The following is a 15,345-nucleotide window of genomic DNA, read 5'->3' as shown; positions in this document are numbered from 1 at the left end:
TAACATCCGCTTGATATAAGAACCCTTAGCTGCAGACATAACTTACTAGTAATTAAAACTTCATCATTTTTCAAGCGCAGCTAAAACACTGCTGAAATTATTAACTTCTACTCAATCGCTACTGCATTTGATTTGATAAATAACGTGAGTTCGACAAAAGAACTTTAGTTTAAAACCTCTTTTTTTTGTTTCTTTTCTTTGAGTAGGCAAACAAAAGCTTTTCTAAAACTGATACATATCTAAATCGAATTCGTTATATCGAACTCATATTAGTTAAATTCTTAATGTAAAGTTATTGTTGTTTTTTCTTCTATACTTCCCGAAGATTGTCCAAGAAATAAATCAAACTTTCCTGTATTTGTTTCCCATTGTTTAGTATCAGGACTCCAATATGAAAAAGCTTCAGGCTCAAGATATAAATCGATTGATTTCTTTTCTCCGGCTTTTAGCCATACTTTTTGGAATGCTTTTAATTCTTTTACTGGACGCGTTACTGTTGCTTTTTCTTCTCCAACATATAACTGAACTGTTGTAGCACCATCTACTTTACCTGTATTAGCAACTTCAACAGTCACTTTTAATGTTTCACTTTTTGAAATTTCATTTGAAGAAAGCGAAAGGTTATTTAAAGTAAATGTTGTGTATGATAAACCGTGTCCGAATGGAAATAAAGGTGTTATATTTTTGGTATCATACCATCTATATCCTACCAAAACACCTTCTTTGTATTCTACATCATATAAAAGTTCTTTTGCGTCTCCTATATTTGTATCAAAACTCCAACGATTTAATTCAGATTCAGGAATACTGGTATCTAAGTATTTTTCATGATCACTTAAAAAAGTAGTCTCTTCTGAAACATATCCGTAGGCTGGAGAATCTTTAAATTCTTTCTCGATAGTCATTGGTAATTTACCACTTGGATTGGTAACTCCTGTTAATATTTCAGCTAATGCTACATTACCTATTTGACCAGGATACCAATTGTACACAATTGTCTTAACATTGTTCCAATCACTCATTCTAATTCCTCCTCCAGAATTTACAACAACCATTGTGTTTTTATTCAGTTTTGAAGCTTTTTGAACTAATGCTTCTTGTTCAGTTGTCAATGCGAATCTTCGATCGCAACCTTCCCAATCCCAAGTACCTACACTTACAATCACTACATCTGCATTTTTTATATCCTCTTCAGTAGCTTCTGGTTTATAATTAAGATTTGGATACACTTTTTTCAACGCATCGAGCATAGTTACTTTGTTATATCCTTTTACTTCTCCAGATCCTCCACCATAAATAATTTCATCTATGTATATTCCTGTTAGTAGTATCTTTTTATCACTGTCCTTAGCAATTGGTAATAGATTATTTTCATTTCTCAATAATACAATTCCTTCGCGAGCTGTTTGTAAAGCTACTTGTTCGTGTTGCTCAAATTTGTTTAAATACGTAGTATCTTTTATAGAACCATCAAGTAATTTCATCTGTGCAAGTGTCTTAATAATTCGATTACACATTTGGTTTATTTTCTTGATATCTACTTCCCCACTTTCTACATACGATTTTAAATTCGTCATTGATTCTCCTCCAGGCATTTCTAAGTCTTGACCAGAATTTACCAAAGCCTTGCAATCATTGATACTCCACCAATCTGACATTACTAGACCTGAAAACTCAAGCTCATCACGTAACAGATGATTAATTACAAAATCACTTTGTCCTGCCCATTCTCCGTTTATCAAATTGTATGAAGTCATTACAGCTTGTGCATTAGCATCAATTCCAGCTTTAAATGCAGGCATATAAATTTCTTGTAATGTTCGCTCGTCTACTACTGTATTTGAAGCTCTACGTCTATAATCGGTATTATTTCCTATAAAATGTTTTAATGTAGCTATAACTCCTGTATTTTGAACACCTACAACATATTGCTCTACCATACGTGCCGCTAGATACGGATCTTCTCCCATGTATTCAAAGTTTCTACCGTTTTGAGAATTCCTATAGATATTCATTCCTGGCCCTAATAATACACCAATACCACCAGCTCTACATTCTTCACCGATACTTTTTGCATAATTATGAGCTATTTTAGGATTCCAAGTAGCAGTCAAACACAGTGTATTAGGAAATGCTACAGATTTAGGCAAAGCATACTCTGATAAATCTAAACCTAAGAATGATTGACGAATGTGTACACCTTGCGAAGCATCTGACAAATAAATTTCTGGGATGCCATATTTTTCAAACCCTTTAATAAAAAAGCTATTGTGTCCTTTTATTAAATCTAATTTTTCATCTGTAGACATTAATGCTACAATAGAATCGGCTTTCTTTTGTGCAACTTTTTCAGATACCGGTAGTTCAAATGTTGGCTTAACTGTAGGATTTGTTACTGGATTCATTACTGGATCATTTTTTTTAGCGCAAGAGCTAATAACTATTAATAAAAAGATGGAAAAATAAATGTTGTAGGATTTGTTCATCGTAATAGTTTTTATGGCTTGGTTATGAATTATTAGATATAATCTAATACAAGTATAAAAAAACTATTTATTAAGATCGACTCAGAGAAGTGATACTGAGCATTAAGTATTAGGAAAAGTAATTTTTGTACTAATTAACTCGTTTTAAGAGTGTTTTTAAGTCAAAATAAAAACAGAAAGGTTATAAAAAAAGCGTCTCAGGAGTTACCCGAGACGCTTTTTCTACATTATATGTAAAACTATATTAGTTTCCTTTCTTATAATCTGCTAAGAATTTTTCCAATCCTATATCAGTTAAAGGATGCTTTAATAATCCTACAATTGATTTTAATGGACCTGTCATAACATCAGCGCCAATCTTAGCACAATCTATCACGTGCATTGTATGACGTACAGAAGCAGCCAAGATTTCCGTTCCAAATCCGTAGTTATCATAAATCATTCTGATTTCCGCGATCAAGTTCAATCCATCTGTAGAAATATCATCCAAACGACCGATAAATGGCGATACATACGTTGCTCCTGCTTTTGCTGCTAACAAAGCTTGTCCGGCAGAGAAAACTAAGGTTACGTTTGTTTTAATTCCTTTATCGGAAAAATATTTACACGCTTTTACGCCATCTGCAATCATTGGAAGCTTTACCACAATTTGCGGATCTAATGCTGCCAATTCCTCGCCTTCTTTCACCATTCCTTCAAAATCTGTAGCAATTACCTCAGCAGAAACATGTCCGTCAACAATTTCACAAATTGCTTTATAATGATTAATGATGTTCTCTTTTCCAGTAATTCCTTCTTTTGCCATTAGCGACGGATTTGTTGTTACTCCATCCAAAATACCTAATGCCTGTGCTTCACGAATTTGATCTAAATTAGCCGTGTCAATAAAAAATTTCATCTGTTATCTATTTTAATGTATGAAAGTTGTGTTTTCTTTTTTGGGCGTTTTTACAGGTTATTCACTATATCTTTTTTACATTTTAATTGTTTCACTATGTACTTTTCAATCAAAAATAAATTTCAATTTCAAATAATACTCAATGTTCAATATTCAAAAAGGATGCCGTTGCTACCCTGAACGCAATTTGGCGTAAAATTACAATATTAAAACATGTGAAAACAAACTTGAAGAATAGAATAATTCTTTACTTATTAACATTTCAAAAAAATTTAACAATACACTATTTCATTATTCATAGCCTTTCCCTATCAACAATATATCTGCAATATCACACCATGTGTATTCACTGGTGTTAGTAGTATCTTTTGTACTTATGTCTGAACCAGTAGCATAAAAACCATTCCATCCATCTACAATTGCTGTAATATCAAAATTATACCATCTCGTTCCTACCGAAGACGAAACTCCAAACCCTCTATTTGGATCGTTGAGTACTTTGTTACCTAACCTTCTTAAATCTGCAATAAGAAATTGTATTGTGTTTATCGTAAACTCAAAAGCTTCATTGGTGTTCATCATTGTTGTATCTTGAAAAGGTAGTGGTTCTTCAATACGATTCCATTTTTCATCAAATATAATAGCTTCTGAAGTAAACGATTTTTTAAAAATGTCTAAAAGCAATGTCGCTGTAACTTCATTTCCAGTATTTAACATTACCTGAAATAGCAGTTTCCTAAAATAGGTTTCCTCAGGAATATTATGCGCATGTACACCTTGAACGATAGCGTTTAGTTGTTCCAAAAAATCATCGTATTTCACGGTAAATGACAATTAAGATTAATACACTTCAAAATAGCTATAATTTCTATACTAATTATACAAATCCGAAATAAACACAAATCAATGCAATAGTATCAAAGATTCCGTGTACAGCAATAACAAACCATAAATCGTATTTACGCAAGTAAAATATTGTCGCTATAATAGCTCCTATAATACCTGTAACAAGTTGCCCAGTGATTCCTTGGTAACTATGCATGAAACCAAAAAAACAAGAAAGTAAAACAATATTAAGCACGATACTGACTTTACTTTCCCCAAAGAATTTCACAAATTGTCTCATAAAATATCCTCTAAAGATAATTTCTTCTCCAAATCCTGCAGAAAGCCATACTACTACTAAAGCAACTAAACAAGCTGGAAGATTTCCTTTTAATTCATCAAAACCTGAATAATCTATAGGAACTCCTGTGAGTTTTGTAATTCCAGGAACCAATACAAAAGCATAAAAAGAAAAGAGACCTAGTGCTACTAATGGAGCAAATACTAAGATGTTTTTTAATGTAAATTTTTCACGTTGAAATCCAAGTGCTGAAAATGGTTTTCCTTTGTATTCTATATAATTTGCTATAATGATAAGAATGGAGATAAGAATGTTTTCAAAATAACTCAGACTAATTGGTCCGAACCATAAAAAGCAGATAATAGAAACTGTAATTAAAGGAATTAATGTACGTTGTAAAGTGATTTTGTTCATTGTTTTTCAATTTTAAATTCAAAGCGAAATAATGAACAAAATCTCTGAAAAACCCTTTAAATACTTATAGTTTTACTGAGTGGTCACAAATTTATAACTGAATAAGCCATTTGTTTTAGGCTATTTTTTGAAACCAATCCATAAAAGCTTTTCGCTTGTAACGACTGATATTGATTTCTGGGATTTCCATATTGATAATAGAAGGTTTTAATCGTACCACTAGTTTCCTATTTTCTATTTTTTCAATCTCGTTTATCGAATTGATGTGTATAATAACTTGTCGATTTGCTCTAAAGAATAATTGATCGTTTATTTTTTCTTCGAGTGCATTCAGTGTAAAATCGGTAGTAATAGTTTTACCATCATTTTGAACTGCATATACAACCTTATTTTCACTGTAAAAGCATGCAATATCTTCATAGGTAAGTTTCGTAGTTTTTGCACCACTAGCAATCGTGATTTCTCCACTTTTAACAGATACTTTGTATAAATTATAAATATCATGTGCATACATGAATATAATAGCAATAAGACTAATCAATAACGTAAGCAACATACCTATCAATAAATAATAAAATATGATATCGCCACCTGCAATGATATTTAAAACAATACATACAGGAATATACATGATAGAAATATAGCCTAAAGTAGAAGCCAAAAACCATATAATTGAGGCAGTTTCTACTTTTTTAGAGAAATGTTTTTTCGTGTAAAATCTAAAATTAAGTTCTGCGATGATTCCAATGAATATAGATAAAATCATAGACGACAAAAAACCTTCTACAGGAAATCGATACGTTTCACCACCTGGAAAACTTTCTGGTGTTGCTAAATGGTTGATGATTAAAGAAAAAATCGTCAACGCAATTAACTTTTGAAACCTATTCCATGAAAAAAAGCGAATAAATTTATGCAGCAACGTTTTTGTTATTCGCGTATTTTTATCTGTATTACTCATGAAGTGAATTAGCTATTTTGCATGAAATCCAAAAGTAAAAAATAATTTGATTTATATATTTACTTCGCAGGTTTTTTAGAGAAGTTTTCCATAAAAAAAGCCTGCATAACGCAGGCTTTCACAATCCAAAGTTCAAAGTATAGTACTATAATGAAATTTCAAAATAGTAATATCTTTTCAATTGTAAATAATTACAACTTTTCTTACATCTAAGTACGTTAAAAAGTATGGTGTTTTGACCAAAATATGTATAGATGTCACGTTTAACTGTAATGTTGGTCATTATCACTTTACAATAGAAGAAATGTGTTTAGATATTATTTGTGACTCTTTTTGTATGTATAATAAGTAGGTATGTGCGTATTTTTTGCTTTAAAATGCAAACTATCGTTCGTAACTTTTAAAATAGTGTATTGATACTTTCCAATGTTTAGCAATGAGTTTTTCAAAGAATAAGAAGCTTCCATTAAAAAATTTTCAATTTCAAAAACTATCGATTGTTCATCGCGAAATGATAGTAATATATCTCTTTTCATAAACGGATCTTCAGCGTTTTTATCCAAAATATGATTAGAACTTTTACTTTTCACTTTTGTACTGTCTGTCGTAGCTTTTACAAACTCCCATTTTCCAATAATTTTTGCATTAAAATCTGTCTGCGCAACAGAAGTATGTATCGCGAAAGTTAAAAAAAGAAAAAGTACAATGCGCATTTTATTCTGGAATTGTTAATTGTACATGCGCTGTAAAATAGTTAGCAAGCCATTTTAAATCATCTGTTACATATTGTTCACTTTCACCGTCAAAACCCAGAAGTAAATGTTGTTGATTTTCTCTATCTATCAAAAATAATTTGCCATGATAGGTTTCCTTTTCAATATGATCTACAGAATATTCAAACTTTTTAATTGTATTGGCATCAAAACGATTTGAAGAATTTTTATCGTTAATTTTGATTTCTTTATAGCTAAGAACTTTCGTTGCTTTGTTCGTTTTTATTTTGGTAAACATACGTATTATGTTTCCAATACCAATTATAAATAAAAAAATACAAATGGAAAGAATCTTTTTATTCCCTAATATACCACCTATATCTCCAAAAATTAAGAAGAGTAATCCACTAATCCCTATAAACAGAGGAAAAAAGACCAAACCAATAAGTGTTGTGTAATCTCTGGTAGCTTGCGCAATGATGATTTTACCGTTCTCTTTGGAGAAAGAAATTTTTAAACGTTTCAGCTTTGCTTCTAATAATGCGATATTATTCTCGTCTTGCATGTATGATTTTAAATTAGAATTCTAAATTAGCTTTTATTTCATAATATCCGTGTTGATTTGTATAAAAATGTTACAACAATACTTATTCGTTCGTATAGAAATAATGGTAAATAACTGTAACGTATTTTAAAAAACAATCACAGATATTATATAAAGAAGGAACAATGAATGATTTTTTAGAGCGCATACAATTGATAAAGAAAAAAGAGATGAAACTTCCTGTTTCAAAATCTGAATTTGTCAATAAATTAAGAGAAAACATCGACGAAGGTAATATTGGCGCATTTTCAGGTGCCTTTGAAGCATTTTCTTCAAGTAAAAATAATTACAAAGGAACTATTTCGCATGACACATTCGAAATTAGAAGACGCAAAGAGTTGTTTCACAGAGGAGCAAATCAAGCAAAGGTTACAGGAAAGTTTAGACAACAAGGAGATCACACGATTATAGATTTAGAGATCAATGGATTTCATTATGTTATCATTGCTTACTATATTTTCATCATCATATTTTATATTCTCTTTCTATCTTTTTCAGGCTTTTTAACAGTAGATATTTTTTCTATGTTCATCGTTATTCATGGAGCGCTAATGTTCTGTTTACCATATATATTTTTACGAAAACAAACAAAAAATACAGCTGCTGAGATTGAAAAAGAATTATACTTTATGATGCGAAAGGAAGAGTATTATACTATGTAAATTTATTTTAAGGCATCATACATTGCATGAATCCTGTTATCAGCTTCAGCTTTTGTGATGCCATGATAAAAATCTTTTACAAATTGATGTTCACAATCATCGTGAGGAAAAATCTCTGGTCTTTCGTTTCCTGTTTTAGTAATTACGTTTACAGGAATTCTTAACATAGATTCATAACCCGGAAATTCATTACAGAACCAACCAAAATATCCTGTTTCATGATTGGTATTATTGAAGTTTTCATAGTAATTTTTAAAGCTTTTTTCACTCAAAGAAACCCAAACTCCATATTCTAGAAAATGATCATGATCAATTATTTTTTGTTTTAATACGACTCTGATAAAGTAGTTCGTTACGGTATCGTGATAAATCACGCAAAAATCTTCTGTAAGTGTTGATTTTACAGTAGCTGTTGGATCATAATGATTAGGACTATCAAAAACCAATGCTGGCCATTTCTCATGAACTTTTCCACATTTGGAACATGTATGTTCTTTCTGCTTCTTTTTCTTTTTGCGCCAAAACATAGCTAAATGTATTATTTATTGATTCGCTTAATAATCAATCGAATCTGTCCCATGTGATTTGCTTGATGTTCCATTACATGATACCAAGCCCAATGGTTGTTCATATTACTATTTTTTACATCAGAATTGAACCATTTGTCGTCTTTGGTTTTTAACAAACGTAACGTTTCTTTTCGAACATCATTCCAAATATCTAAATAATAACGAATTGGCTTATTTTGAAACGCTTCTCGCCCATTTTCTCCTAAACCAAGCGCTTTTGCCCATTCGTTTTCGCTTTTATTGAAACCTCTATTTTCAAATGTATATAATTGATAATATTTTTCTGTAGCAGCAAGATGATAAATCATAGCGCCAATTCTGTTGGCATTTTCATCCAATAAAAAATCTGTTTCTTCTTGTGATAAACCAGAAACACTGCGTGTAACACGACTTTTTAAATCTTCAAGCATAGACACTACATTTCCTATCTGTGTATCAAATCCTTTAGCTGGTTTTATTTTTTGTGCTTGTGCAGAAAAATTACAACACAATATTAAAAGTAAGGAAACTGTAAAATACTTGAATGCTTTTTTCATCTTGATAAAAGTTTTAAATCAAGGTAATTTACAACTTATAATGATTCATCAGCATTTTCTCGTATACTTTATCTGGTAAAGCACGTTTCAGTACTATGGAGAATTTTTGCATAAATGCACCAACTTTGTAGTGAATTTTTGGTTTTTTAGTTTGAATGATCTTTAATACAGCTTCTGCCATTATTTTTGGATCAGAACCTTCGTCAACATGCGCATCCATTTCCTTTAGCATATTTCCATAAACTTCTTTATAAGGAGAATTTTCATATACTGGCGTATGATAACGTCCAGCTGCAATATTTGTAGCAAAATCGCCTGGCGCCACATTTGCAATTTCAATTCCAAACATTTTCACTTCCATACGCATAGCTTCTGTGACCAATTCTAAAGCGCCTTTCGTTGCAGAATAAATTCCTCTGTATGGCAATCCCATGTAACCAGCAATGGAAGTAACATTTACAATATGACCGCTTTTTTGTGATCGCATTTGTGGTAAAACTGCTTTCATTACTGCAATTGGACCGTATAAATTTGTTTGAAATGCTTTGTGAATTTCTTCATCAGGTGTTTCTTCTATTGGACCAGTAATTCCAATACCTGCATTATTGATTAAAACATCTAAACGACCTTCTGTTTCTACAATGGTTGCTATTGCTTTTTGAATAGTTTCTGTATCACGAACATCTAAAGCTATTAATTTGAAAGCTGTAAAATCTTTGAATTTGTCAGGATTTCTACTTGTTCCATAAACAGTATACCCTTTTTCTGCTAATAAAATTCCTATAGATTTTCCAATTCCTGATGAGCCACCAGTGATTAATACGACTTTAGACATTATGGTATGTTTTGGTTATTTGTTACAAATATGCTTAAAAAAAAGGAGAAAGTAAACCTTGACTTTAGGGAATAAAAAAAGGCAAGCTACCTACATCACACCGCTACGACCGTATACCTTTGCTGCGTTCCCGCCCTGGAGGATTAAACAGGAGCTGGTTGTGTAGGACTTGCCGCTGCAAAGATAAAATGTTTTTACATTTAAGCAACCATTTTTTAAACTGATTTTTATGAATTACCTTGCCAGAAATAAAGTATTCCAATGAAAATTTATAATATATTCATAATCACATTTTTAAGTTTGGTAATTTTTTCATGCGGCAGCGAAAAAAAATCAACAACTCCGAATTTTTCTTTAAAAATTGATGGAGAAACTACAAAATTCCCGTTAAATGCAGCTTTTAAAGCAACCGTAATCAACCCAAATAATGCAAATGTTTCTGGTGTTGCTTATACAATTAATGATAAAGAACTGACAAATTCGAATGCAAATCCACTTGTTTTACAAACTATAATTCCAGAAACTGCTCTTTTAGGAAAACACACTTTAAAAGCAGTTGTTACTTTTGATGATGGAAAAACAACTTCTGTAAAGAAGAATTTGACCATTTTATCTAATAGCAAACCAAAAATTTATACTTATAAAATTGTAAATACATTTCCTCACGATCAAAGAGCTTATACACAAGGATTAGAGTTCTATAGAGATACTTTGTTTGAAAGTACTGGTCAACGCGGACAATCATCTTTACGAAAAGTAGATTATAAGACTGGAAAAATTATTCAGAAGATCGATTTAGAACAGCGCTATTTTGGCGAAGGAATTACTGTTTTAAACAATAAATTATACATGCTTACTTGGCGAGCGAATACTGGATTTATCTTTAATCCTAATAATTTAGAGCGTTTAGACACATTTACATATCAAAACAGTAAAGAAGGTTGGGGATTTTGCAATGATGGAGAAAAGCTATTTAAAAGTGATGGAACAGAGAAAATCTGGATTTTAGATCCTGCTACACTACAAGAACAATATGCAATTCAAGTGTGCGATCATAAACGCACGTATGTAAAAGCAAACGAGTTAGAATATATAGACGGAAAGATTTTTGCTAATAGTTATCAGAATCCTAGTATGATGATTATCAATCCAAAAAATGGTGCTTTAGAAGGTATTGTTGATTTTAGAGGATTGAAAGAGAAAGTAACAAATCATCCACAAATTGATGTTTTTAACGGAATTGCTTATAACCCAAAAACTAAGACTTATTTTGTAACAGGAAAATACTGGGACAAGATGTTTGAAGTAGAAATTATGGAGAAGTAGTATTAATAGCTACGCTTTGCTTTTAGACCAATTCATTGTTAGATCGCTTCGCTATTAGAACGCGCTTTGACGCTTTTAGATGTTTACTTATGATTTCCATATATTCATGAAGTTAAAAAAATGTCTCTTCGAGTGATTTTTCGAAATATAATGTAGAAAGATTGTATCAAGAAGTTCTAAGGTTTTCTGTCTTCACAGAAATGACATTTGAAACTTATCAATACGCAATACTAACAGTTCAATACTCTTTAACCCTTAAAAAATTCGCTTAATTCCAGAGAATTCTTCTTTGAATTCTGTTGGTGTGCAATTCTTAATTTTCTTAAAAACACGGTTAAAATTTGCTATATTATTAAATCCACACTCAAAGGCAATCTCTGAGATTCGATGATCACCTTCAATAAGTTTCATGGAAGCATGACTGATACGTATATCATTTAAATATTCAACAAACGTTTTCCCCGTTCTACTTTTAATAAAACGATTGAAAGACACATTGCTCATATTCACTAAATTTGATACTTCATCTAGTTTTATTTTATTCTTAAAATTGTCATTGATGTATTCGTATACCAATTCTAAGCGTTCGTTATTTTGAAAATTGGGACGATCAACTGCATAATTTGACAGCAACTTTTGTCCTTCAGAAGTTGCTAAATCTTGAAGTATGGATAAAAATTTAATGAAATAATCCATTCCTTGGTATTCAGATAAACTTGAAATACGATCGTACAATTGAAGACTAATTTCTTTGGAAAATAGTATTCCATGAGCAGATCTTTCCAACATACTTTTGATAGGTTTCATGATCTTTTTTGCCAAAAATCCTTCATGAAACAAACTATCATGAAATTGAATGGTAATTTCATGAACATTATCCTCCAATGGATTATCAGACAACCAACCATGATGCAAATTTGGTCCAACCAACACGAGTTCTACATTATCAATTTCTCCAAAGCTATCGCCTACAAATCGTTTTACTCCTTTTCCATTGCGTATAAAATTGAATTCATATTCAGGATGAAAATGGATAGGATAATCAAAAATTTTCTTTTCCCTATCAAAAACAAGAAAACTATCTTCCAGTGTTAATGGAGTGATTTCTCGCTGTACATTTTTTAATAAACGCATAATTTCTTCAGAATTTTTTACCTATATGACAAAATAGTATCATCAAAAATAAGAATGTATAATTAACTTTGATGCTTTATTTTAAACAAATTACTAACATTGTGATAAAAAACACCATCTCAAAACACTACAAAACCTTTATAATAGTATTAGTCGTATTACAATTTGCTTCTTGTACATCTTTGTATGATGCTACATATACAAAACCAGTCTTAGTAGATCAAAAACTATCTAAAGAAACAAAACGACTTCATAAAAAACTTTTTATGATTTCTAAAGCTGGTTTTGCCATCGGACAGCAAGATGCTACTGCATATGGTATTGGATGGAAAAAAATAGACAATGCCAATATATGGAGAAGTGATATGCATGATGTTAGCGGTAGTTTTCCTTCCATATACGGTTTTGATATTGCTAAAATAGAATTTGATAGTAAAAAAAATATTGATTCAGTCGATTTTGGTGTCATGCGTAATTTAATCGTAGAAGCACATAAAAAAGGAGGGTTAATTACCATAAGTTGGCATGCATACAATCCAGTAAATGACGCTAGTTCTTGGGATTCCATTCCTGCGGTAAGCAAAATTATTAAAACTGGCGCTTTCAAACCTAAATACAAAAAGTGGGTTTTGAAAGTTGCTAACTTCTTAAAATCCTTAAAATACAAAGGCCGTGAAATTCCAGTCATCTTTCGTCCATTTCACGAAATGAATGGCGATTGGTTTTGGTGGGGAGACAAATATTGTACACCAGAAGACTATAAAACTCTTTGGAGAGAAACCGTTCATATGCTACGAGATGAATATGACGTACACAATCTTTTATATGTGTACTCTCCCAATAGACTTAAAAAGAATGACGATTATTTAAAATACTATCCTGGCGATAATTATGTAGATATTTTTGGCGTGGATATTTATGATTATAAGCGTTCAGATGAATTTGAAACTTCACTGAAGAATGATTTACATTTAGTAAAAAACATTGCAACTCAGAAAGACAAACTCTATGCACTTACAGAAACTGGATTAGAATCTGTCACAACAAACAATTGGTTTACAGAAACGCTCTATCCTAATATTGAAAACTCTGGAATCTCTTGGATTTTATTTTGGAGAAATGCTAACAGAAAACATCATTATATGCCATATAAATATCATAAAAACGAGGGCGACTTTAAAAAATTTCAAAGTTTGACAGAAACCTTATTTTTAAAAGACCTAAAGAACCTGAAATTTTGAAATACTTAAACACCGTTGACCTTTTAATTATTGCATTTTATCTTTGTACAATCGTTGTAATTGGTATTGTATTACGAAAAAAAGCGCAACGAAGTAAAGACGATTATTTACTCGGCGGAAAATCCATTCCGTGGTATATGTTAGGTCTTTCCAATGCTTCTGGAATGTTTGACATTTCTGGAACCATTTGGCTGGTTACCTTAATGTTTGTGTACGGCATCAAAAGTGCTTGGATTCCTTGGCTGTGGCCAATTTTCAATCAGGTGTTTTTAATGGTGTATTTATCTAAATGGCTACGACGGTCCAATGCTACAACTGGCGCAGAATGGATTGGTACGCGATTTGGATTCCAAAAAGGTGCCAAACGTTCACATATTATTGTCGTGATTTTTGCACTTATACTCTGTCTTGGTTTTTTAGCATATGGTTTTATAGGTTTAGGAAAATTTGTAGAAATATTTATCCCTTGGGAACTCGTTAGCAATTATGTTCCTTTTCATGTAAGCCCAGAATTTGTGCCACATTTTTACGGAATCATTTTTACCATATTCGCTGTCTTTTACTCGCTATTAGGCGGAATGTCTGGTATTGTTTGGGCAGATTTTATACAATTTGCCATCATGACAGTAGCAGCAGTTGTAGTAGGTTATTTAGGATATGTGGCAATTGCAGACAATGCATTGTTAGTTCCTGATGGCTGGATGAGTCCGTTTTTTGATTGGGAATTAAACTTAGATTGGGCGAATATCATCCCAGAAGTCAACCAAAAAATAAAAGATGACGGATTTAATTTATTCACTATTTTCTTTATGATGATGGTTTTTAAAGGCATATTGGTCAGTTTTGCTGGACCTGCACCAAATTATGATATGCAGAAAATCCTTTCCACAAAATCACCCGCAGAAGCTTCAAAAATGAGTGGATTTGTCTCTGTTGTATTAATGCCAATTAGATACTTAATGATTGCAGGTTTTGCAGCATTAGCATTAGTATATTATCAAGAATTAGATCTACTTACTGCTTCTGGAAAAGTTGATTTTGAGTTAATTCTGCCAAGCGCCATCAAAGAATTTGTGCCTGTAGGACTTTTAGGATTATTATTGTCTGGATTAATTGCGGCTTTTATGTCCACATTTGCAGGAACGCTCAATGCTGCACAAGCATATTTAGTCAATGATATTTATCTAAAATATAAAAATCCAACCGCAAGTGCCAAGCAAATCAAAAATATGAATTATGCCTCTGGTTTATTGGTTGTCGTTGTAAGTATCATTTTAGGATTGTTTGCCAAAGATGTAAATTCTGTATTGCAATGGATTGTATCTGTTTTATATGGAAGCTATGTAGCAGCCAATATTTTAAAATGGCATTGGTGGCGATTTAATGGCGAAGGATTTTTCTGGGGAATGACCACAGGATTGCTGGCAGCTGCTATTATACCTGAATTATTTCCAGACGTATTGGCATTGTATTTATTTCCAATACTTTTAATAATTTCTGTAATTGGATGTATTGCAGGAACCTATTCTGCTGCTGCAACAGAAGAATCAGTGCTTTTAGAATTTTATAAAAATGTAAAACCATGGGGATTTTGGAAACCTATCAAAGAAAAATTGATAGCTGAACATATAGAAGTAAAAGATACCTCAACTTTTGGTAGTGACATGTTCAATGTAGTTATAGGAATTATTGCGCAAACAACACTTGTCATATTACCAATGTATCTCATATTTAATAAAACAACTCCTTTACTTATATCATTACTAATACTCATAATTTGTATTGTACTATTAAAAAAATATTGGTGGAATACACTAACTGAAAGATAATATAGATTGAA

At 31.6% G+C, this 15,345-nt stretch carries 15 protein-coding genes and 1 other RNA gene; 4 read left to right on the top strand and 12 right to left on the bottom strand.

The window, feature by feature from the left end; translation table 11 throughout:
• Positions 1–281: 281 nt before the first annotated feature.
• From ACOQOS_RS01630 to ACOQOS_RS01600, 7 genes are all read right to left on the bottom strand, one after another.
• Complete coding sequence (locus ACOQOS_RS01630; RefSeq protein ID WP_420573214.1) at positions 282–2,405, bottom strand: beta-glucosidase; 2,124 nt, start codon at positions 2,403–2,405, stop codon at positions 282–284.
• Between the two features lie 325 nt (positions 2,406–2,730).
• A complete protein-coding gene (gene fsa, locus ACOQOS_RS01625; protein WP_420573213.1) occupies positions 2,731–3,384 on the bottom strand; it encodes a fructose-6-phosphate aldolase in 654 nt (217 codons plus the stop codon).
• Positions 3,385–3,675: 291 nt separating this feature from the next.
• Complete coding sequence (locus ACOQOS_RS01620) at positions 3,676–4,188, bottom strand: hypothetical protein (RefSeq protein WP_420573212.1); 513 nt, start codon at positions 4,186–4,188, stop codon at positions 3,676–3,678.
• Positions 4,189–4,261: 73 nt separating this feature from the next.
• Positions 4,262–4,924 (bottom strand): CPBP family intramembrane glutamic endopeptidase, encoded by a 663-nt coding sequence (locus ACOQOS_RS01615; RefSeq protein ID WP_420573211.1) that lies wholly within the window; start codon positions 4,922–4,924, stop codon positions 4,262–4,264.
• A gap of 115 nt (positions 4,925–5,039) precedes the next feature.
• Entirely contained in the window at positions 5,040–5,885 is an 846-nt protein-coding gene (locus ACOQOS_RS01610; protein ID WP_420573210.1) for a LytR/AlgR family response regulator transcription factor, read from the bottom strand.
• A 317-nt stretch (positions 5,886–6,202) separates the two neighbouring features.
• Entirely contained in the window at positions 6,203–6,598 is a 396-nt protein-coding gene (locus ACOQOS_RS01605; RefSeq protein ID WP_420573209.1) for a hypothetical protein, read from the bottom strand.
• Position 6,599: 1 nt separating this feature from the next.
• A complete protein-coding gene (locus ACOQOS_RS01600) occupies positions 6,600–7,163 on the bottom strand; it encodes a hypothetical protein (RefSeq protein WP_420573208.1) in 564 nt (187 codons plus the stop codon).
• Between the two features lie 164 nt (positions 7,164–7,327).
• On the opposite strand from ACOQOS_RS01600, the gene ACOQOS_RS01595 reads away from it, so the two are divergent.
• Positions 7,328–7,864 carry a hypothetical protein gene (locus tag ACOQOS_RS01595; RefSeq protein ID WP_420573207.1) on the top strand — a complete coding sequence of 179 codons (537 nt, stop codon included), beginning with the start codon at positions 7,328–7,330 and terminating at the stop codon, positions 7,862–7,864.
• Positions 7,865–7,866: 2 nt separating this feature from the next.
• Here the strand turns inward: ACOQOS_RS01595 and ACOQOS_RS01590 are convergent, their stop codons facing one another.
• The 4 genes from ACOQOS_RS01590 to ffs form a co-directional block, all read right to left on the bottom strand.
• Positions 7,867–8,391, bottom strand: coding sequence for a DUF2199 domain-containing protein (locus ACOQOS_RS01590; protein WP_420573206.1), 525 nt, complete (start codon positions 8,389–8,391; stop codon positions 7,867–7,869).
• A gap of 11 nt (positions 8,392–8,402) precedes the next feature.
• Positions 8,403–8,969, bottom strand: coding sequence for a DinB family protein (locus ACOQOS_RS01585; protein ID WP_420573205.1), 567 nt, complete (start codon positions 8,967–8,969; stop codon positions 8,403–8,405).
• Between the two features lie 28 nt (positions 8,970–8,997).
• Positions 8,998–9,804: an SDR family oxidoreductase gene (locus ACOQOS_RS01580; RefSeq protein ID WP_420573204.1), complete on the bottom strand. Its 807-nt coding sequence runs from the start codon at positions 9,802–9,804 to the stop codon at positions 8,998–9,000.
• 76 nt (positions 9,805–9,880) lie between these two features.
• Positions 9,881–9,979: signal recognition particle sRNA small type (ffs, locus tag ACOQOS_RS01575), an RNA gene on the bottom strand.
• Positions 9,980–10,065: 86 nt separating this feature from the next.
• Between ffs and ACOQOS_RS01570 the strand changes: the two genes are divergently transcribed.
• Positions 10,066–11,130, top strand: a complete 1,065-nt coding sequence (locus ACOQOS_RS01570) for a glutaminyl-peptide cyclotransferase (protein ID WP_420573203.1) — start codon at positions 10,066–10,068, stop codon at positions 11,128–11,130.
• Between the two features lie 255 nt (positions 11,131–11,385).
• On the opposite strand, the gene ACOQOS_RS01565 is transcribed toward ACOQOS_RS01570, so the two are convergent.
• Complete coding sequence (locus ACOQOS_RS01565; RefSeq protein WP_420573202.1) at positions 11,386–12,264, bottom strand: helix-turn-helix domain-containing protein; 879 nt, start codon at positions 12,262–12,264, stop codon at positions 11,386–11,388.
• Between the two features lie 101 nt (positions 12,265–12,365).
• Between ACOQOS_RS01565 and ACOQOS_RS01560 the strand changes: the two genes are divergently transcribed.
• A complete protein-coding gene (locus tag ACOQOS_RS01560) occupies positions 12,366–13,505 on the top strand; it encodes a glycoside hydrolase family 26 protein (protein WP_420573201.1) in 1,140 nt (379 codons plus the stop codon).
• Positions 13,502–15,334, top strand: a complete 1,833-nt coding sequence (locus ACOQOS_RS01555) for a sodium:solute symporter family protein (protein WP_420573200.1) — start codon at positions 13,502–13,504, stop codon at positions 15,332–15,334. Before ACOQOS_RS01560 ends, ACOQOS_RS01555 begins: the two co-directional genes overlap by 4 nt.
• The last annotated feature ends 11 nt before the right edge of the window (positions 15,335–15,345 follow it).

It is taken from the genome of Kordia sp. (genome assembly GCF_965224175.1).
Classification (GTDB): Bacteria; Bacteroidota; Bacteroidia; order Flavobacteriales; family Flavobacteriaceae; genus Kordia.
Note: the sequence above shows the minus strand (reverse complement) of the source record. Positions and strands in the feature narration are given on the sequence as shown.